General features: G+C 39.8%; 18 protein-coding genes. 8 read left to right on the top strand and 10 right to left on the bottom strand.

What is annotated here, in order from left to right:
• Positions 1-55: 55 nt before the first annotated feature.
• Genes AACU95_RS15910 through AACU95_RS15900 form a run of 3 tightly spaced genes read right to left on the bottom strand, consistent with a single transcriptional unit; the run spans position 56 to position 4,007 of the window.
• Complete coding sequence (locus AACU95_RS15910; RefSeq protein ID WP_126402941.1) at positions 56-955, bottom strand: dimethyl sulfoxide reductase anchor subunit family protein; 900 nt, start codon at positions 953-955, stop codon at positions 56-58.
• The gene (locus AACU95_RS15905; RefSeq protein WP_004246705.1) at positions 952-1,593 is read right to left on the bottom strand and encodes a DMSO/selenate family reductase complex B subunit; all 642 of its coding nucleotides are present in this window, start codon (positions 1,591-1,593) and stop codon (positions 952-954) included. The genes AACU95_RS15910 and AACU95_RS15905 overlap by 4 nt, the downstream gene beginning before the upstream one ends.
• Positions 1,590-4,007, bottom strand: coding sequence for a DMSO/selenate family reductase complex A subunit (locus tag AACU95_RS15900; RefSeq protein ID WP_046335168.1), 2,418 nt, complete (start codon positions 4,005-4,007; stop codon positions 1,590-1,592). The genes AACU95_RS15905 and AACU95_RS15900 overlap by 4 nt, the downstream gene beginning before the upstream one ends.
• Before the next feature lie 376 nt (positions 4,008-4,383).
• Between AACU95_RS15900 and AACU95_RS15895 the strand changes: the two genes are divergently transcribed.
• A complete protein-coding gene (locus AACU95_RS15895) occupies positions 4,384-5,154 on the top strand; it encodes an AraC family transcriptional regulator (protein ID WP_004246707.1) in 771 nt (256 codons plus the stop codon).
• A 24-nt stretch (positions 5,155-5,178) separates the two neighbouring features.
• On the opposite strand, the gene AACU95_RS15890 is transcribed toward AACU95_RS15895, so the two are convergent.
• A complete protein-coding gene (locus tag AACU95_RS15890) occupies positions 5,179-6,678 on the bottom strand; it encodes an MFS transporter (protein ID WP_088206977.1) in 1,500 nt (499 codons plus the stop codon).
• Between the two features lie 91 nt (positions 6,679-6,769).
• Here AACU95_RS15890 and AACU95_RS15885 point away from each other — a divergent pair, with 91 nt between their 5' ends.
• Positions 6,770-7,321 carry a TetR/AcrR family transcriptional regulator gene (locus AACU95_RS15885; protein ID WP_004246709.1) on the top strand — a complete coding sequence of 184 codons (552 nt, stop codon included), beginning with the start codon at positions 6,770-6,772 and terminating at the stop codon, positions 7,319-7,321.
• A gap of 61 nt (positions 7,322-7,382) precedes the next feature.
• On the opposite strand, the gene AACU95_RS15880 is transcribed toward AACU95_RS15885, so the two are convergent.
• The 4 genes from AACU95_RS15880 to AACU95_RS15865 are packed head-to-tail and all read right to left on the bottom strand — an operon-like array spanning position 7,383 to position 11,064.
• Entirely contained in the window at positions 7,383-8,138 is a 756-nt protein-coding gene (locus AACU95_RS15880) for an iron ABC transporter ATP-binding protein (RefSeq protein ID WP_004246710.1), read from the bottom strand.
• 1 nt (position 8,139) lies between these two features.
• A complete protein-coding gene (locus tag AACU95_RS15875) occupies positions 8,140-9,147 on the bottom strand; it encodes an iron chelate uptake ABC transporter family permease subunit (protein WP_004249038.1) in 1,008 nt (335 codons plus the stop codon).
• Complete coding sequence (locus AACU95_RS15870; RefSeq protein WP_004246712.1) at positions 9,134-10,096, bottom strand: ABC transporter permease; 963 nt, start codon at positions 10,094-10,096, stop codon at positions 9,134-9,136. Before AACU95_RS15870 ends, AACU95_RS15875 begins: the two co-directional genes overlap by 14 nt.
• Positions 10,093-11,064 (bottom strand): siderophore ABC transporter substrate-binding protein, encoded by a 972-nt coding sequence (locus AACU95_RS15865; RefSeq protein ID WP_004250023.1) that lies wholly within the window; start codon positions 11,062-11,064, stop codon positions 10,093-10,095. Before AACU95_RS15865 ends, AACU95_RS15870 begins: the two co-directional genes overlap by 4 nt.
• A gap of 452 nt (positions 11,065-11,516) precedes the next feature.
• Here AACU95_RS15865 and AACU95_RS15860 point away from each other — a divergent pair, with 452 nt between their 5' ends.
• The 6 genes from AACU95_RS15860 to chbG all read left to right on the top strand — a co-directional run bounded on the left by AACU95_RS15860 (position 11,517) and on the right by chbG (position 16,870).
• A complete protein-coding gene (locus AACU95_RS15860) occupies positions 11,517-11,843 on the top strand; it encodes a PTS sugar transporter subunit IIB (protein WP_004246718.1) in 327 nt (108 codons plus the stop codon).
• A gap of 90 nt (positions 11,844-11,933) precedes the next feature.
• Positions 11,934-13,292 carry a PTS N,N'-diacetylchitobiose transporter subunit IIC gene (gene chbC / locus AACU95_RS15855; RefSeq protein WP_161737114.1) on the top strand — a complete coding sequence of 453 codons (1,359 nt, stop codon included), beginning with the start codon at positions 11,934-11,936 and terminating at the stop codon, positions 13,290-13,292.
• A 61-nt stretch (positions 13,293-13,353) separates the two neighbouring features.
• The gene (gene chbA / locus AACU95_RS15850; protein ID WP_012368565.1) at positions 13,354-13,701 is read left to right on the top strand and encodes a PTS N,N'-diacetylchitobiose transporter subunit IIA; all 348 of its coding nucleotides are present in this window, start codon (positions 13,354-13,356) and stop codon (positions 13,699-13,701) included.
• Between the two features lie 8 nt (positions 13,702-13,709).
• Positions 13,710-14,558, top strand: coding sequence for a transcriptional regulator ChbR (chbR, locus tag AACU95_RS15845; RefSeq protein ID WP_004246722.1), 849 nt, complete (start codon positions 13,710-13,712; stop codon positions 14,556-14,558).
• Positions 14,559-14,718: 160 nt separating this feature from the next.
• On the top strand, positions 14,719-16,071 hold the full coding sequence (locus tag AACU95_RS15840; protein ID WP_036895788.1) for a 6-phospho-beta-glucosidase: 1,353 nt from the start codon (positions 14,719-14,721) through the stop codon (positions 16,069-16,071).
• 37 nt (positions 16,072-16,108) lie between these two features.
• Entirely contained in the window at positions 16,109-16,870 is a 762-nt protein-coding gene (gene chbG, locus AACU95_RS15835) for a chitin disaccharide deacetylase (RefSeq protein ID WP_004246724.1), read from the top strand.
• A gap of 108 nt (positions 16,871-16,978) precedes the next feature.
• Here the strand turns inward: chbG and AACU95_RS15830 are convergent, their stop codons facing one another.
• Together AACU95_RS15830 and AACU95_RS15825 are read right to left on the bottom strand one after the other, a co-directional pair.
• The gene (locus AACU95_RS15830) at positions 16,979-17,545 is read right to left on the bottom strand and encodes an Ail/Lom family outer membrane beta-barrel protein (protein ID WP_004246725.1); all 567 of its coding nucleotides are present in this window, start codon (positions 17,543-17,545) and stop codon (positions 16,979-16,981) included.
• A 201-nt stretch (positions 17,546-17,746) separates the two neighbouring features.
• The gene (locus tag AACU95_RS15825) at positions 17,747-18,460 is read right to left on the bottom strand and encodes a hypothetical protein (protein WP_017628628.1); all 714 of its coding nucleotides are present in this window, start codon (positions 18,458-18,460) and stop codon (positions 17,747-17,749) included.
• Positions 18,461-18,711 lie beyond the last annotated feature (251 nt).

Genomic DNA, 18,711 nt, shown 5'->3' with positions numbered 1-18,711 from the left:
AGGGGCTAATAATTCCCCTGATAATTGTCATCTTCAATAACTGGCTGATCGTGATTTAGTGAATTGAATAAAACACATAACGCAAAGCAAATTCTGCAATAATTGCCATGATACCGCCATAGACAAAAATGGACTCCGTTGATTTTTGCTGAGTTTGGCCCATCAAATATTTTACTAAACTATAGCCACACACCAATACAGCCAAAGTTGCTAAGATCCAACTGGTCATACGTAATGGGCCAATGGAGTAATAGACTTCAATGGGTGATAACGGAAAGGTTACCGATGTTTGGCTATAGAGCGTACGAGTTAAATAGTGTTCATAAAAAGGTTGATAGAGTAATCGGCCAATTAAACTAAATGCCATGATCCCCCACAATTGCCATTTCCAACGGATAGGGAAAGGGGCTGATGGTATTTCTATCCCTAATTTATTGCCTATACGCTGCAATATCTTTAGCAGCAAAAAGAATATTGTTGCCCCTAATGTGAGCATTGCGCCAAAAAACATCACATAAGTGTTGTTATCCATCCATGTTAAAATGGAAGTATGGCGATAAATGGATGCCATGCAATAAATGTCAAACAGACCAATCAGAAGGCTTGCACCAAATAGCAGCATCGAAAATTTACTGGTACGCCATAGCCATAAAAAGGTGATCCCTAAACATCCTACAAAAATGGCAGTGACAGCAACTTCGCGACTTAACCAAGCTGAAAAGACATTTCTAATGGCATTCGGAGCATTTAACGGCACGCCTAAGTGAGTAATGGAGGCAATAGAGCCTAAACCGGCTAATCCACAAATCACCAATAAGGTTAGTAACATAAAGCGATAATAGCTTTCAGCACAGAGATAATGTGCAAGACGACGTGCAAAAAGGCCTGTTATGAGTGTTAAGCCAATAGTGGCATTCATCATAAAGGTGAAAATCAATAATGACCATTCATTCATTTTATTTCTCCTTTATTATTTATAGTGTCATTATTTGCCCCTTGGTGAGGGTTGATCACTAGGTTTGGATGAGTTATTTCAGGAGAAGGCAAACCAGTGACATAATTAACTTCACCATAGCGTTCACGTAGTTCATCAATTGGACCAAATTGAATGGCCCCAAGTGGGCAGGTCGCAACGCAAACAGGCTGTTCACCTTTTTGTTGTAAGTCGATACAAAAATCGCATTTTGACATCTGCTTGGTTTCAGGATCCATTTGCGGTGCGCCATAAGGACAAGACCACGCACAGGCGCCACAACCAACACATTTGTCAGTATCTACCATCACAATGCCATCACCTTCGCGTTTATGCATTGCGGTAGTTGGGCAGTTTTTAACACAAATGGGATCATCGCAATGATTGCAAGAGATAGATAAAGTGTAAGCAAAGACATTATTAATTAATGCACCGTTAGTATTACGGCTATAACCACCACCAGTGATTTCATATACACGGCGAAATTTGCGGCCAACATCGAGGTTATTTTTATCTTTACAAGCAACCTGACACGCCTTGCAGCCCGAACAGCGAGCACTGTCGATATAAAACCCTAGCTGTTTACTGCTTACTGCGGGATAAACGATAAATTTACTCATGCTTTTTCTACCTCGACCAATAAAGTTTGGTGAGCATTACCGTGTGCCATTGCGGTGCTACGGGATGAGGTTAAGACGTTGGCACATCCCCCTTGATCGATACCTTGTTTATCTGGTTGCCACCAAGCACCTGCTTGTAAGGCAACGACACCAGGCATAATGCGTTGTGTGAGTTTGACGGGAACTAAGGTGATCCCACGGTCGTTATAGACTTTGACTTTATCGCCTTGTTTGATATTTCTATCTTCGGCATCTAATGGGTTGATCCATAATTCTTGACGTTGTACTTCTTGCAGCCAAGGATTAGCAAATTGTGTTGAGTTTGCGCGGTTACGTCCTTTCCACGTGATGAGTTGTAGTGGAAATTTATCTGTTAACGTATCTTCGGGCCCTTCAATGGCAGGCACATAATGAGAAAGTGCGGGGATCTCGCTATTCTTCATCTCATATAAGCGTTTAGAGAAGATCTCAATTTTTCCTGATGGGGTTGGAAATGGATTATTTTCTATATCTTGAATATTTTTCTCAAACGCAACATTTTGGGTATGAGGGCGATGTTTTAGCAGATGACGACGTTTAACCAATAATTCATCAAAGGTAGGAATACCATCTTCAGGACGTTTAATACTGGCATCATTGACTAAATATTCAATCCAGTCGCGATCAGTGGCTTTACCTTCGCTAAATTGTTCACCGACCCCCAGTTTATCAGCCACTTCACGTAACCAATCGTAGTCGGTACGACGTTCAAACTCTGGCTCTATCACTTTTTCGGACAGAATAATATAATCGCCATAACTCCATGTGCCTCCAATATTCCAGCGCTCTAAAAAGCTGGTTTCAGGCAGTAAGATATCCGCATATTTGGCGCTAGGTGTTAAATAGAGGTCGCTACAGACGATAAATTCAACTTTTGATTCATCTTCAAGCACTTTAGCGGCATGAAGAATATCGGTATTTTGATTCACCATATAATTACCCGCCATTGAGAAAATCATCTTGATTTCAGTATCAAGTTTCTCGGCATTGAGTAAGCCATTTTGTGGTGTGACCAAATTTTTATCTTCGCACGCTTGCACCCAATTGGTGATATTGATTTTTGCTTTAACGGGATTGGTCAATAAACTTGGGCCGGCAATGGTTTTACGTAACTCAGAGTTTAATGCCATGCCATAGCCTGCCGCCCAGCCACCGCGTACACCAACGTTGCCGGTAATAGTCGCTAACAGTGTCGCACCGCGTGCCGTCCGTTCACCACAAATATGACGTTGTGGTCCCCAACCTTGGATTAATGCTGCCGGTTTTGTAGAAGCATATTCACGGGCTAATTGACGAATAGTATCTGCGGGTACTTTAGTGATAGGCTCCGCCCATTCAGGGGTTTTCTTGATCCCGTCTTTTTTCCCCATTAAATAGGCAACTAAAGACTCATTTTCACCAACGCCTTCTGGCATCTGATGCTCATCGAAACCAAGGGTGTATTTGTCGATAAAGGCCTGATCATGCAGGTTTTCACTGACAATGACATACATCATGGCATCCATCATCGCGTTATCAGTGGTCGGTAACAGCGGGATCCACTGGTCAGCTAAAGAAGAGGCAGTATCGGAATAACGTGGATCAACGACAATAAATTTAGTGCCGTTTTTTTTCATTTTTTGGAAGTAATGATTGGAATGCCCAAAAATAGTTTCATTAGGATTATGTCCCCATAGAATAACTAAAGGGGTATTTGCTAATGTATCTAATGTACTTCCGCTAGCGGCTGTACCGTAAGTATAAGGGGTAACGGCAAGGGTGTTACCATTACTCACGGAGTGATAATTCTCCAGAAAGCCGCCGGTTAGGTTAAACAGACGGCGTAGCATATTAGCACCAGAAAAAATGCCACCAGTCACCCCAGTGCTTAAACTGACAAAACGTGAGGCAGGGCCATATTGCTTGGTAATGCGTTGCATATTTTGTGCAATAAGCGTCGTAGCTTCTTCCCAAGTGATGCGCTCAAATCGACCTTCACCACGCTTACCTACTCGCTTCATGGGATATTTTAATCGATCAGGATGATAGACAAATTTACGATAACCACGACCCCGTACACAGGCTCGCATGATAGGCATCTCTTCATCTAAATCGGCGTCAGGTCGAGTGCTAATACGTGTCACTTTGCCATCTTTAACGTGCGCGCGAATATCACATTTTCCGCCACAGTCAAAACTACTACAGGTAGAGACAACACGCTCACTCTCTTTGGCGTCAATCGTTTTTTCAGTTATTGCATGATCTTGTGTTGCCGCCATCGTGTTGGAGGAAAAAAAGGGCAGTGTGACTAATGCCGAACTCGCTTGAATAAAATGGCGACGACTTATATCACCGGAAATTGGCTTAATACTATGATGATCGGACTGATTGCTCATATAAATGCTACCTTAGACATAATAAGCGGAAGCCAATTTACCCGATACTTGATATAAAGATGTGTATGCGTTTTCTAGACTATTGATATGGGGATATCTGGTTTCCGCTGCATTATTATTGAATGCATACCGCGTTGCAGAGCGCCTGAAACAACCTCTGCAAGAGGGATAGTAGAGGATTAATCGCTTTCCAACATGCCAAGATCAGACAATGACATTAGAATTTCGGCCTATTTATTGACAGTGTTAATAATAAGTTTTATAGCTGTTAACGGGATAGGGTGGCTAAATAGCGAAAGGGGTTAATTCGCCATCTTGCAATGTGATAGTGACCAGATTTGCTCATCAGCAAGAAAGATAAAAAAGTAGGTTTAATGTGAGAAATGTGCCGTTAGAAAGTGTTGATCTCCTTGAGAGAGATGTGATTGCGCTGGGTACAGATTATCTGCCTAATACGCTATTAGAAACGCATCGACATCGACGAGCGCAATTTTTATATCCCGCTACCGGATTGATTGAAGTGAGCACAAATGATGGGGAATGGGTTATCCCTCCCTCTTGTGGTGTGTGGATCCCTCCTCAAACGGGGCATGAAACACGCATGTTAGATGTGAGTACCAGAAGTTTATATATTGAGCCAGCAGCTGCTCCTCGTCAGAGTCAACAGTGTGAAGTGTTAAGAGTGTCACCGCTTTTACGTCAATTACTTCTTGAAGCCGTTGATGTGCCTGCGCAATATGATAAAAAAGGGCGCGATGGTATTTTAATGCAACTTATCTTATATGAGTTAGCGAAAGCAGAACCTTTGCCTTTCTTTGTTCCTATTCCACAGGACAGTAAATTAGCTAAATTATGTCGCGATTTTATTCGTCAGCCAAAAATTGACGCTCTACCTCAGCAGTGGGCCGAGAAATTACATAAAAGTGAACGCTCGTTTAGCCGTTTTTTCCGCCAACAGACGGGAATGGCATTTTCACAATGGCGTCAGCAAGTCTGTCTTTTAAACTCACTCACGCAAATTTTATCAGGGCATAGCATTACCGCTGTGGCTTTTGATTTGGGCTATAACAGTGCTAGCTCTTTTTCTACTATGTTTAAAAAGCAGATGGGACAATCACCTTCTGATTTTGTGAGAAACGCGCCATAACGGCGCGTTTTCTATGAGCTTGAATTAGTGGCTGGGCTTGTTTTCTCTTACCGCATTACGCAAGCAATAAGGGAGTGCAATTAAGCTTATTGTAGTCACAATGGCTGTGGCGATCAGAACGATAGAAAAAGCATATTCAAATGCACTATTAGCCTGTGCGATTAAGAGGGTCGCCGCTGCTTCGGGAAGCTTTTCAGCGACAATAAGTGCTTCATCTAAACTATCATAAACGACACTATTGACGTTAAGCGTGTTCGGTAAAGTTAGTTTTAAGGTATAGAGAGTGCTCATTAAACTCCCCATAAAGGTCACGCCAATCACGCTACCCAACTCATAGGCGATATCTTCAATAGAAGCGGCCATACCTGCTTGTTTATCGTCGACACTTAGCATAATAGAGGTCGATGCGGTGGTAAAAATAATGCCTAAACCAAAGCCAATCAAAAAGAGGCTACCCATTAGCATTATCGATGAGTTTGAAATGGCAATTAACCATAAGTTACCCATTAATGTTAGGGCGAATCCGATAATAATTAAGCGCACTGCACCTAAACGCGCTAGCCAAAACCCAGCCAAAGGAGAGGCTAATACTGAGCCGATAGGGATAGGTAAAATCACTAAAGCTGCATTCAATGGTGTAAAGCCGGCGACTAACTGTAAGCGTTGGCTTAGCAGAAATTCAATACCCACGATGATCACCATAGAAAGAGTCGACATTGCCACACCGACACTGAAATAGCGCTTTTTAAATAGGCTAAAATCAATCATTGGATGCGTTTGACGACGTTGGCGCCGCGCAAATAGTGTGAGAAAAATAATGGCAATAAGGGTGGCGATGATCACTTCATTCCATTGTGTATAAGCCTTACCTATCTCTTTTAAGGTATAAATAGCGCTGACTAAGCCAATCAAAATAAGTATTGAGCTTAAATAATCAATTTTATGCTGCCGTTGTCCCGAAAAGTGAGGAATTAGCCAAATCGAGAAAGGAAGCACAAGTAGTACAATAGGGACATTGATCAAAAAGACTGAGCCCCACCAGAAATGGTTTAATAGCAACCCACCAATTAAAGGCCCTAATGCCGCGCCACCAGAAGCAACAGCAGACCAAATACCGATGGCGACGGCACGCTCTTGTGGATGAGTAAATACTTGTCTCACAATAGACAACGTTGCAGGCATGCTCATAGCAGCACCGACGGCCAAGAAACCACGAGAAATAATTAAGCTGGTGGCGCTAGGGGAATAAGCCGCGCATAATGAGGCGATGGCAAAAAGGGGTAATCCGCTAATAAATAACGTCTTATGGCCTATTCTATCGGTAAGCATACCTGCTGCTGGCAACAGCCCTGCGACAATCAGCGGATAGGCATTCATGATCCATAGTTTTTCTGAGGCGCTCGCATTGAGATCATGAGTTAAACGCGGTAGTGCGGTATAAAGTACGGTAACATCAACAACAATTAGAAACAGCATACTTGATACTAAAAGTAAGACTATCCAACGCTTATAATCTTTTATCATATAAAGTCTCAGTGGTTATCTTAGGTGTTATATTTAGCTAGGAATAATAATTTTAAATCCATACGGTCGTATTGAAAAGAGGTTTTTTTAAATGGGACGCCAAAGAACGATTGATAGAGAAAAGTTACTTGAGGCTATTTTTGACATCGTGATGGAGCAAGGGGCTGCCGCTCTGACTATCGATACGGTGGCCAAAAAAATGGGGATTTCTAAAGGTGGTGTCCAATATTGCTTTAATAGTAAAGAAGCGATGATTGATGCCATGTTTGAACATTGGGAAGGAGGATATGAAGCGCGATTTAATCAGGTGGTTGCCAATGATAACTCAGCCAATAATCGCGTTAGAGCACATATTCATGCAACTCATGATCACGATAAGCTCTCTTTTGCCAAAGGAGCCAGCTTAATGGCTGCGTTACTGCAAACGCCAGAATATTTGCAAAGTACTAAAGCGTGGTATCAGCAAAGATTAGCGGGTGTCGATACCACAACAGTAGAGGGGAAACGGGCGAGACTGGCTTTTTTAGCCACCGAGGGGGCTTTCTTGCTACGGTATTTTGGTTTAATGGATATTGATGATAATGAGTGGGAAGAGATTTTTAGCGATATCGATTCTGAACTGGTTACAGTGACTACGAAGTAATTAAACAGCATATTGTTTAAAAGTAACAATATGCTATTTGGCTTTCGGTGAAATAGCAATATTAGTAATACATCGCGATAAGCTTATCATCCAACTCTTTAACGTCGACGGGAGTATCGAAAATATCTTCGATAATATCGGACTTCATGATCTCTTTAGGTGAGCCATGATAGTAAAGTTGCCCGTTGCGCATAGCTAAAATGTAGTCGGAATACACAGAGGCGAAATTGATATCATGAATGACGATGATAATGGTTTTTCCTAGCTCATCGGCGGCTTTACGCAGTAATTTCATCATAATGACCGCGTGTTTCATATCAAGATTGTTAAGCGGTTCATCAAGCATCACGTATTCAGTATCTTGACATAATACCATTGCGACATAAGTACGCTGGCGTTGCCCTCCGGATAATTCATCAAGATAACGGTGACGAAATTCAGTCAAATTAAGAAAATCGAGTGATTCATCAATCACTTTCTTATCTTCTAGCGTTAAGCGTCCTTTACTATAAGGGTAGCGACCAAAACCGACTAACTCTTCAACAGTTAAGCGACTCACAAACTGATTTTCTTGGCGTAGTATGGAAAGGTTTTTGGCTAATACATCACTCTCTGTAGCCGCAACATCCATGCCATTTACACTGACCATACCGCTTTCTGGCATCAGTAGACGGCCTATTACAGAAAGTAAGGTGGATTTACCCGCACCATTAGGTCCGATGATTGAAGTAATACCGCCACGTTGAATGGTTGTTGTAATATTATCAAGCACTGTTGTGTCTTGATAACGTTTTGATATCTTACTGATTTCAATCATATTAAAGTCTTCTTAATACCAAATAAATAAAGAACATACCACCAATAAACTCAATCACAACAGAGAGAGTACCTGTCATTTTTAAGCCATACTCTAAAATCAATTGTCCGCCAATCAGTGCGATAGTGCCTAATAAGAATGCCACAGGCATTAAAAAGCGGTGCTGACTGCTACCACTAATATGATAAGCCAGATTAGCAACAATTAAGCCTAAAAATGTCAACGGCCCTACTAATGCTGTTGATACCGCAACCAGAACAGAGATAAGTAATAGAATATAAGTCGTTTGCTTACGATAATTAATACCAAGATTAATCGCATTCGCCTGACCTAAGGCCATCACATCAAAACTATAACGCATACGCCAAAGTAATACGCCGACGACGACAATAATGGCTAATGCACATAAGATAAGATCAGGAGTGGCTCGAGTAAATGTCGCAAACATACGGCTTTGTAAGACAGAAAACTCATTTGGGTCCATTAGGCGTTGTAATAGCGTTGCACTGCTACGAAATAGGGTGCCTAAAATAATACCAATCATAAGGACTAAATTGATATTAAAGCGCACTGAACTAAATAGCCAACGATATAGAACCACCGAAAATAACACTAATAAGGCCGACTCTAAAAAGAACTTCGTCAGATTGGCCATCCAAGAGGCGGGCATATCCCCTTCAAAAAAGATAAAGAGCGTTTGTAGCAATACAAACAGAGCTTCTAAGCCCATTAATGAAGGAGTAAGAATGCGGTTATTGGCGATAGTCTGAAACAGTATAGTAGAAACGCCTGCCGCAAAGGCGACGATGATCATCGTCAGAATAATATAAGCGCGGTGTGTCAGAATATAAGAGATATTACCGTTTAGGTTGATCGTCATAAACAGCACAATGGCTAATAATGAGACGCCAAGTAAGAGCCAAATACGCGCCATAGGTGAGAGGCGCACTTTCTTAGGTTGAACAGCGCCAGTATATTTGCTAATCATGGATGAATTAACTTTTTGCATAACGTTGCTGCTTCAGTAGTAAGAAAAGGAAGATCACAGCACCTACCGCCCCTAAAATGACACTTGCGGGGATCTCAAATGGATAACGGATCAGGCGACCAATCACATCACAGAGTAAAACAATGGCTCCACCGCTTAAGCATACCCACGGGATGGTTTTGCGAATATTATCTCCCATCACTAGGCTAACTAAATTTGGCACGATCAAACCAAGGAAAGGTAGAGCACCAACAACAGACACCACCACACCACTAATTAAAGCGATAATAGATAAACCGATAATCATCACTTTACGATAGTTAAGTCCAACGTTGATGGAAAATTCACGTCCCATACCTGCCACGGTAAAGCTATCCGCGACCCAACACGCCATTAATGCAAGGGCACCGACAAGCCATAGCAGCTCATAACGACCTTGTAAGACACTGGAGAAGTCTCCGCTAGTCCACGCATCTAGTGATTGTAGTAAATCAAAATAGACGGCAAGAAAGATGGTTAGAGCACCTATCACTGCACTTAGCATAATACCGACAAGTGGCACGATTAATGCGGTCTTTAAGGCAATTCTCTGTAGCAACAACATAAATAACACAGTGCCTAAAAGTGCAAAAACAGTGGCTACCATCATTTTGGTGAAAATGCCTGCCGCGGGGAAAAGCAACATCACGACTAATAAACCGAGACTGGCTGATTGTGTTGTACCTGCAAGAGAAGGCTCAACAAAGCGGTTTTGCGTGAGCAGTTGCATGATTAAACCAGCAACACTAATTGCGCCCCCAGCAAGTAATAATGACAGGGTTCTTGGTACGCGACTAATAAAGAAGATATCGCGCATATCGGGATCAGTAAAAAGCGAAGCAGGAGTGATATCTCCTGCGCCGATAAATAGACTGATCATTGAGAGGATAGCGATAAGTCCTATCCCCAATGATAAATGGAACGTTTTCATTCAGTTACTTTATTTTTTTGATCCAACGCCTGATTAATTGTATCCATTAAGCGAGAGTAAGTTTGTATCCCACCTGAGATATAAATCGAGCTGGCATCAAGATAGATAATTTGGTCTTTATTCCATGCATTAACCTTTCTAACTAGGGCATTATCAAGCACTTGTTTTGCAGGTTGTGAATCTTCACGACCAATTGCCGCATCACGGTCAATGACAAACATCCAATCTGGATTAAGTTTTAGCAGTAGTTCTGAGTTAACAATATTACCGTGAGAGCCTGGGCTATCGAAAGTATATGCAGGTTCAAAGCCCAATACATCGTAGATAAAACCAAAGCGAGAGCCTGGGCCATAAGCGGAAATTTTACCGCCACTGACTAATACGACCATTGCTTTGCCCGCATCTGGGGTTTTTGCTTTTACCGTATCAATTTTGCTATTGAAGTCAGCTAATAATTTTTTAGCTTGTTCTTCTTTACCAAAAATTTGACCTAAAGTCGTTGTACGCTCAGTGAGACTGTCAATAAAGCGTGTGCTGTCGATATCCATAGAAATGGATGGTGCGATTTCACTTAATTTGGCATATGCATCGCGAGCACGACTACCCGTTAAAATCAGATCAGGGGCAGTAGTACTGAGTTTTTCGTAGTTTGGTTCAAACAGGCCACCTTCGTTGATGTACTCATTTTCGTTGGTGTATTTCTCTAGAAATTTAGGTAGGTGGACGTTTGTTTGTGGTAGGCCAACAACAGGTACGCCAAGAGCATCAACAATATCAAGTGTTTCCATGTTCATCACAACCACTTTTTGTGGGTGAGCAGGGATCTCAGTGGTGCCTTGAGCATGTTCGATAGTGAGAGTTTGTTTCTCTGTGGATTGCGTTGTTGAGGTATCTTGTGCGTTATCACAACCTGCGATAACCAGAGAAGACAGCAATAAGAACAGTGGGCTTAATGATTTTTTAAACATTCTCTTTCCCATATTGTTGCGATATGAAATAGCACAGTTACTAGCTGTGACCTAATAATGAGCTTCACAAAGGAAACAATGATTATACCAAAAAACTAAAGAGTAATGATACTAATTCACATTCTCACAATAATAAAGGATTAACTTATATTATTGTGCTGAATCTTTGCATCAGATCATGTGAAGAGAAGAATGGACAAATTTTGTAACGCGAAACAATGCTAAAGATTTTTTGCTTAATTTGTGAAGAGGGTCAATACGCTAGGTCAATCAGAGACAATTATGAGTCAGTAAAAAATATCGTTAGTGAGTATCATTGCGTATACTTTATTCAATCAGAAACAATCTTAATTGCTAAATTTTACTTTAATTCTGTACTGACATCTTAATCAATGCACATGAGAAAGTAGCATTATCTCTAGGGCAGAGTGTGGCCAATTTGAGAGGGTTTTATGCAAAAGAAATATATTTATCTATTTTGTTCTGCTGGCATGTCAACATCTCTGTTAGTGACAAAAATGCGTGCACAAGCAGAAAAATATGATGTACCCGTTATTATTGAAGCTTTTCCAGAAACATTAGCAGAGCAAAAAGGCCAAGAAGCGGATGTCGTTTTATTGGGGCCACAAATTGGTTGGATGCTCGCTGATATTCAAAAATTATTACCCAATAAACCTGTCGAAGTCATTGATTCATTGTTATATGGGAAAGTGGATGGATTAGGTGTATTAAAAGCAGCAGTAGCCGCCATTAAGAAAGCATCAGCAACAACTAATTAATTATTTTTATTGTTATTTTTATTTATTCCAGTCAAAGAGTGAATTTTTCAGCTAGCCGAGCAATTAGCGGCATTTTAAGGGTATTTTTCTATGAGTAAGGTCATTGGTTCACTTGAAAAGGTACTCCTTCCTTTTGCGGTTAAAATTGGAAAGCAACCTCATGTTAATGCGATAAAAAATGGTTTTATCCGTTTAATGCCATTAACACTTGCCGGGGCAATGTTTGTACTTATCAATAATGTTTTTCTCAGTTTTGGTGAGGGCTCCTTTTTTTACTCTCTTGGTATTCGTTTAGATGCCTCAACAATTGAAACACTTAATGGTTTAAAAGCCATAGGTGGTAATGCCTATAACGGTACGTTGGGAATAATGTCATTGATGGCGCCGTTCTTTATTGGTATGGCGCTGGCGGAAGAGAGAAAAGTCGACCCTATTGCGGCGGGATTACTTTCTATCGCCGCCTTTATGACGGTAACACCTTATGACGCTGGTGGCGCTTATGCTGTGGGGGCGAACTGGTTAGGAGGTGCCAATATTATTTCAGGGATTATTATTGGCCTTGTGGTTGCCGAAATGTTTACCTTTATAGTGCGTCGTAATTGGGTTATCCGTTTGCCCGATAGTGTACCTGCCTCCGTTTCGCGCTCTTTTTCTGCCTTAATTCCTGGTTTTATTATTTTATCAATTATGGGAATTATCTCTTGGGGATTAGCGCATTACGGTACACATTTCCATCAAATCATTTTAGATTCTATTTCAACGCCATTGGCTTCGTTAGGATCGGTTGTTGGGTGGGCTTACGTTATTTTTACCTCTTTGCTGTGGTTCTTTGGTATTCATGGTTCACTGGCGCTGGCGGCACTTGATAGCGGTATTATGACACCTTGGGCATTAGAAAACGTCTCTATTTATACCGAGTATGGTTCAGTTGAAGCGGCACTTGCAGCAGGCAAAACGTTCCATCTTTGGGCAAAACCGATGCTAGATTCGTTTATCTTCTTAGGAGGAACAGGGGCGACGTTAGGTCTGATATTAGCTATCTTTATTGCATCGCGTCGAGCAGATCACCGTCAAGTGGCGAAGTTAGCATTACCTGCGGGTCTATTCCAAATTAATGAACCTATTATTTTTGGTTTACCTGTGATTATGAATCCAGTGATGTTTATTCCTTTTATTCTTATTCAGCCAATCCTTGCTGCTATTACCGTAACCGCTTATTACCTTGGGATTATTCCGCCGGTCACAAATATTGCACCTTGGACGATGCCAACAGGGTTAGGGGCATTTTTTAATACCAATGGCAGTATTGCCGCACTGTTATTAGCACTCTTTAACTTAGCTGTTGCAACACTGATTTATCTGCCTTTTGTGATTATTTCGAATAAAGCACAAACCGAAATTGATAAAGAAGAAAGTGAAGAAGATATTGCTAATGCATTGAAATTTTAACGAATAGACAATGGCTGTGCAGCGCTTATTTTGCACAGCTAAGCACCAAAGAGGGGGAATGATGTTAGATATTGAGAATTGCGTTGATAGCTCAGCGACAGATGATGAATTTGAAGAAATTATCATGGGGTTAATTATTAATTCAGGGCAAGCACGGAGTATCGCTTATGCAGCGTTAAAAAAAGCGAAGCAAGGTGATTTTGCACAAGCCAAGAAAATGATGGAACAATCTCGAGCAGCATTAAATGAAGCTCATAAAATACAGACCCGCTTAATTGGTGATGATCAAGGATTGGGTAAAACGAAAGTGAGCTTGGTACTGGTGCATGCTCAAGATCATTTAATGACATCTATGTTAGCCAGAGAGCTTGTCACAGAGCTTATCGAGTTACATGAAAAAATAAAGTAAGGCGAATGATGATGCACTCATTAAAAGCGCAAGCTGAAATACGCATGGTATATGAAAACCAATTATTTAATGGTAAGAATTTTCATGTGTTTATTTATAACAAAACAGAAAGCGTCAGTGGGTTGCATCAGCATGATTATTATGAATTTACTATTGTTTTAACAGGGCGCTATTATCAAGAAATTAACGGTAAAAAGGTGTTATTAGAGCGTGGTGATTTTGTCTTTATTCCTATTGGCTCGCATCATCAAAGTTTTTATGACTTTGGTGTAACTCGTATTTTAAATGTGGGAATAAGCAAAGCTTTTTTTGATAAACATTATCTTCCTTTATTGCCCGCTTATTTTGTTGCTTCTCAAGTTTATGCATTAAAAAATGAGTTTCTTTCTTATATTGAATCCGTGATTAGCTCATTAAATTTTAGACATACAGAATTTAATGAATTTATTGAAATTGTCACCTTTAATGTGGTGAATAGATTACGACATTATAGAGATGATGGTATTGAAGATGATATTCCCTTATGGCTAAAAGACGCCATTGATGGAATGCATGATAAAAGCCGATTTGGGGAGAATGCATTAGCAAATATGGTGCAATTATCTGGAAAATCGCAAGAGTATTTAACTCGAGCAACTCGCCGTTATTATGATAAAACGCCGATGCAAATTATTCATGATATTCGAATTAATTTTGCTAAAAAACAATTAGAAATTACGAATTACTCCGTTACCGATATTGCTTTTGATGCAGGTTATAGTAGCCCGAGCTTATTTATTAAGACTTTTAAGAAGATAACATCGCTGACACCAAATAGTTATAGAAAGAATTTATACAGTATTAAAGAGACTAACTAATTTATAATTAAGCGTAAAAAGCAATCAATAATATCAATTGATTTTTATTAAATAGAGAGAGAAAGAAGAAAATAACGTTATTTTCTTTAGGGATTTTTACGCCTTAATTTTGCCATTAATAGACAAATAACAGCATGATTGTGCTGTATGGGAGTATTTTATGAGTCATAAGTTAAAAGTGGTTACCATTGGTGGAGGAAGTAGTTATACACCTGAATTATTAGAAGGATTTATTAAACGTTATCATGAATTGCCGATCACGGAATTATGGTTGGTTGATGTTGAAGAAGGCAAAGAAAAACTGGATATTATTTTTGCGCTTTGCCAGCGTATGATAAAAAAAGCGGGTATCCCTTTAACCATTTATAAAACACTTGATCGTCGTGAGGCATTAAAAGAGGCTGATTTCGTCACTACACAGTTGCGAGTTGGTCAATTAAAAGCAAGAGAATTGGATGAAGCCATTCCGTTAAGCCATGGTTATTTAGGCCAAGAGACCAATGGTGCCGGTGGGCTATTTAAAGGATTACGTACTATTCCGGTTATTTTTGACATTATTAAAGATGTTGAAGAAATTTGCCCTAATGCGTGGATCATAAACTTTACTAACCCTGCAGGTATGGTGACGGAAGCGGTTTATCGCCATACCAATTTTAAGAAATTTATTGGTGTTTGTAATATTCCTATCGGTATGAAAATGTTTATTACTGATGTGCTTAAGCTAACGGAGCAAGATACGCTTTCTATTGATCTGTTTGGCTTAAATCATATGGTGTTTATTAAAGATGTAATTGTTAACGGTCAATCTCGTTTCCCTGAATTATTAGAAGGAGTTGCTTCGGGGACGTTAACCGCAGGATCGGTGAAAAATATTTTTGATTTACCTTTTAGTGAGGGGTTAATTCGTTCTCTTAATCTGTTGCCATGCTCTTATTTACTTTACTACTTTAAACAAAAAGAGATGTTAGCCATTGAAATGGGGGAATACTATAAAGGTGGCGCTAGGGCTAAGGTTGTTCAGCAAGTCGAAAAACAACTGTTTGAATTGTATAAAGATCCACATTTAAATATTAAACCTAAAGAGTTGGAATTACGTGGAGGGGCTTATTATTCTGATGCTGCTTGTGAAGTGATTAATGCGATTTATAACGATAAACAGGCGGAACATTACGTCAATATTCCTCATCATGGTCATATTGATAATATCCCTGCAGACTGGGCAATTGAAGTGACGGCTATTTTAGGTAAAGACGGAGCCAAACCACATCCACGTTTAACCCATTTTGATGAAAAAGTGCTGGGGCTTATTCATACTATCAAAGGGTTTGAGATCGCAGCCAGTCAAGCGGCTATTAGTGGTGAGTTTAATGATGCATTACTTGCGATGAATTTAACGCCGCTGGTACTTTCCGATAAAGATGCTGAAGTACTGACTCGTGAGCTGTTATTAGCACACAAAGCGCACTTACCTAATTTTGCTCATGCGATTGCACAATTAGCAGCATCAAACTAAGTGATTTAGACTCAATAAATCATAAAAAGGAGACAGAATGGCACATTTGTTAATTGTCAATGCCGATGATTTTGGGCTGAGTAGAGGGCAAAATTATGGCATTGTTGAATGTCATCGTCATGGCATAGTGACATCAACGACAGCGTTGGTGAATGCTGAAGGTATTGAGCATGCTGCACAATTATGCAAGGAGCTACCTCATCTTGGTGTCGGGCTTCATTTTACATTGACTATGGGACAGCCGCTGTCTCCTATCCCTTCTTTAACGCGTAATGGGGTGTTAGGTAAATGGCTATGGCAAATGGCAGAGCAAGAGCAGTTACCTTTAGATGAGATACGAGTGGAGCTTAATGCACAATATCAGCGCTTTGTTGAGTTGTTTGGTTGTCCCCCCGACCATATAGACAGCCATCATCACGTGCATATGTTTAAACAAATTTTCCCCATCGTGGCAGAGTTTGCACAACAAAAAGCATTACCGATACGTGTTGATAGACTGTTGGCACAAAAAGAAAGTCTTAATACTCAAGGGGTTATTAGTAGTGATGGTTTTGATAGTCAATTCTATGGTGATGAAATCAGCCAAGCCTTGTTTTTAAAGACACTGGATGACGCTAAAGCACGTGGTGAACAATCACTTGAAGTGATGACACATCCTGCTTTTATTGATAATCCTTTACGTGCGAGTGGTTACTGTTTCCAACGTTTAACGGAATTAGAGGTGTTGACGCAATCATCGTTAAAACAAGCGATTGCTGAGCGTGGATATCAATTAGGTACTTATCAAGATTTAATTTAATAATATTATCTCGTATTTTAAAAATATCCCAGAGTGTGTCTGTGAAATAATTTGCCTCTGTTATTGATAATGACAGAGGCTTTTTTTATAATTTAATTAAATCAATAATTAGAAGCTATAACCAATATTTGCAATAAAGCCATCAATAATTAATTTATTATCACTTAATTTATTCATTTTATAACGGCTGTTTTCATAGCCAACGGAAACAGAAAGCATATCGATAGGGTTAATGGTAACACCGGCTCCCCAGCTAAAAGCATTTTTCTTGATTATACTTTCAGGTACTTGTCTAGTATCTAAACCTTTAAATTCGATTTGAGCCATACCTGCCACACCATATACACTAATATAGTCATTGAGGCGTAGGGTTGGCCCCGCCATCACTGAATAATAGCGGGCATCAACATCTTTTATTAATTGTTTTAAAGGCTTATTTAAATCATATTCATTTTGCGCATAGGTAGCAATTGCCATAATACCTAGCTGTTGATTGAATTCTTGACGTATAGAGAGATTACCACCGCGCATAATGCCTGATTGGCCGGCAATTTTTATTTGTGCATAACCTGCAGAAATTGTTGTTTTATCTAATGAGGTATTTTCATGTGCTTGAACGGTAGAAATAGAAAATATTCCACTGATAAATAATGCTGATAATAGTTGTTTTTTCATTTTTAATATCCCATTTGCTTACTATTTAGAATGGTGAATTATAGTAATGACAATTGTTTAAATTGGAATAAAAAAAGATAAATGAGATAAAATAGGTTTTTTTTATATAAAAATAATAATTTATTGGCGTGTTTGTTTTTATAAATAAATAGCGTTTATATCAATATAAAACGCTATTTTTTATTTTATTTAATACCTAAGTTATTTATTTGTTGTTAGGTTATCTTGCTTATTAGTCGTATTAGTCGTATTAGTCGTATTAGTTGTAGCTGTCATCGTTGAGGTAGAGTGAGTTGCGACAGCGGTCGCTGAAGTATTATTGATAGAAGGCGTTGTATTGATATCAAAACATCCTCTTAACCATGAGACTAAGGCAATTAAAACCAATAATAATACCAGTAACCAACGTAACCAACGGTGGCGAGTTTTTGGTGATATTTTTGCAAGCGCCGCTCCGGCAGCCGCTGCACTAGAGCCAGCAGTGACTTGTGCAACAGTCGGCGCTAAAGGTGTGGTACGAGGCCACCAAGTAATAATGGGTTTTCCATTAATGATATAGATGCTCTCTGCATCGGGTAGGGTTGAGGCGGTATCAAGCAGATGGCGCTCTTCATCGGTAATGCGTTGCTGTGAAGCAAGTAATGCCGTTTGCTCTTTAAGATTTTTTAAATCATCATCGAGAGCATCTCTTATCTCTTGGCGTTGTTGCTCTGACAATGCATTTAATGCCACTGGCTGACCGGATAATTCACCATACCATTCAATAGTATCTTCTGCGGTTTTTTGCGGGGTTGCAAACAAGGTGTGATATTTAGCAGGAAAGTGTTGTATCAGTAACTGTATTAATTGCTGTTGATGAGCTAAGGCAAAATCAGCACGAGTGGTATTGGTTGTTAATCGTGAAATGAGATCCATATGAGAGTGCCTTTATTGATAGCGAAAAGAAAATTATCAATCAACATGACTATCTAATCACTATAGCGCTTTTGTGTGCAAGAAGAAATCAAGGCCGCTATTTTTTATCCTTAATAAGAACACTATTTGGGCGACGTAATAGCGGTTATTAAGCTATCTGCGCAAATTGTTTCTAGATCTTCTCTATCGTCAGTATTAGCCTAAATTCTGTTTGCTTGGTATCCATTTTACACCTTACGATAACGCGTTTC

The organism is Proteus sp. G4415 (assembly GCF_963896075.1).
Taxonomy (GTDB): domain Bacteria; phylum Pseudomonadota; class Gammaproteobacteria; order Enterobacterales; family Enterobacteriaceae; genus Proteus; species Proteus mirabilis.
The sequence above is the reverse complement of the archived record's forward strand: the minus strand, read 5'-3'. Positions and strand labels throughout refer to the sequence as shown.

Coding starts and splice junctions, on each gene's coding strand:
- AACU95_RS15910 (WP_126402941.1), bottom strand. CDS start 955: ATGAATGAATGGTCATTATTGATTTTCACCTTTATGATGAATGCCACT.
- AACU95_RS15905 (WP_004246705.1), bottom strand. CDS start 1,593: ATGAGTAAATTTATCGTTTATCCCGCAGTAAGCAGTAAACAGCTAGGG.
- AACU95_RS15900 (WP_046335168.1), bottom strand. CDS start 4,007: ATGAGCAATCAGTCCGATCATCATAGTATTAAGCCAATTTCCGGTGAT.
- AACU95_RS15890 (WP_088206977.1), bottom strand. CDS start 6,678: ATGATAAAAGATTATAAGCGTTGGATAGTCTTACTTTTAGTATCAAGT.
- AACU95_RS15885 (WP_004246709.1), top strand. CDS start 6,770: ATGGGACGCCAAAGAACGATTGATAGAGAAAAGTTACTTGAGGCTATT.
- AACU95_RS15880 (WP_004246710.1), bottom strand. CDS start 8,138: ATGATTGAAATCAGTAAGATATCAAAACGTTATCAAGACACAACAGTG.
- AACU95_RS15875 (WP_004249038.1), bottom strand. CDS start 9,147: ATGCAAAAAGTTAATTCATCCATGATTAGCAAATATACTGGCGCTGTT.
- AACU95_RS15870 (WP_004246712.1), bottom strand. CDS start 10,096: ATGAAAACGTTCCATTTATCATTGGGGATAGGACTTATCGCTATCCTC.
- AACU95_RS15865 (WP_004250023.1), bottom strand. CDS start 11,064: ATGTTTAAAAAATCATTAAGCCCACTGTTCTTATTGCTGTCTTCTCTG.
- AACU95_RS15860 (WP_004246718.1), top strand. CDS start 11,517: ATGCAAAAGAAATATATTTATCTATTTTGTTCTGCTGGCATGTCAACA.
- chbC (WP_161737114.1), top strand. CDS start 11,934: ATGAGTAAGGTCATTGGTTCACTTGAAAAGGTACTCCTTCCTTTTGCG.
- chbA (WP_012368565.1), top strand. CDS start 13,354: ATGTTAGATATTGAGAATTGCGTTGATAGCTCAGCGACAGATGATGAA.
- chbR (WP_004246722.1), top strand. CDS start 13,710: ATGATGCACTCATTAAAAGCGCAAGCTGAAATACGCATGGTATATGAA.
- AACU95_RS15840 (WP_036895788.1), top strand. CDS start 14,719: ATGAGTCATAAGTTAAAAGTGGTTACCATTGGTGGAGGAAGTAGTTAT.
- chbG (WP_004246724.1), top strand. CDS start 16,109: ATGGCACATTTGTTAATTGTCAATGCCGATGATTTTGGGCTGAGTAGA.
- AACU95_RS15830 (WP_004246725.1), bottom strand. CDS start 17,545: ATGAAAAAACAACTATTATCAGCATTATTTATCAGTGGAATATTTTCT.
- AACU95_RS15825 (WP_017628628.1), bottom strand. CDS start 18,460: ATGGATCTCATTTCACGATTAACAACCAATACCACTCGTGCTGATTTT.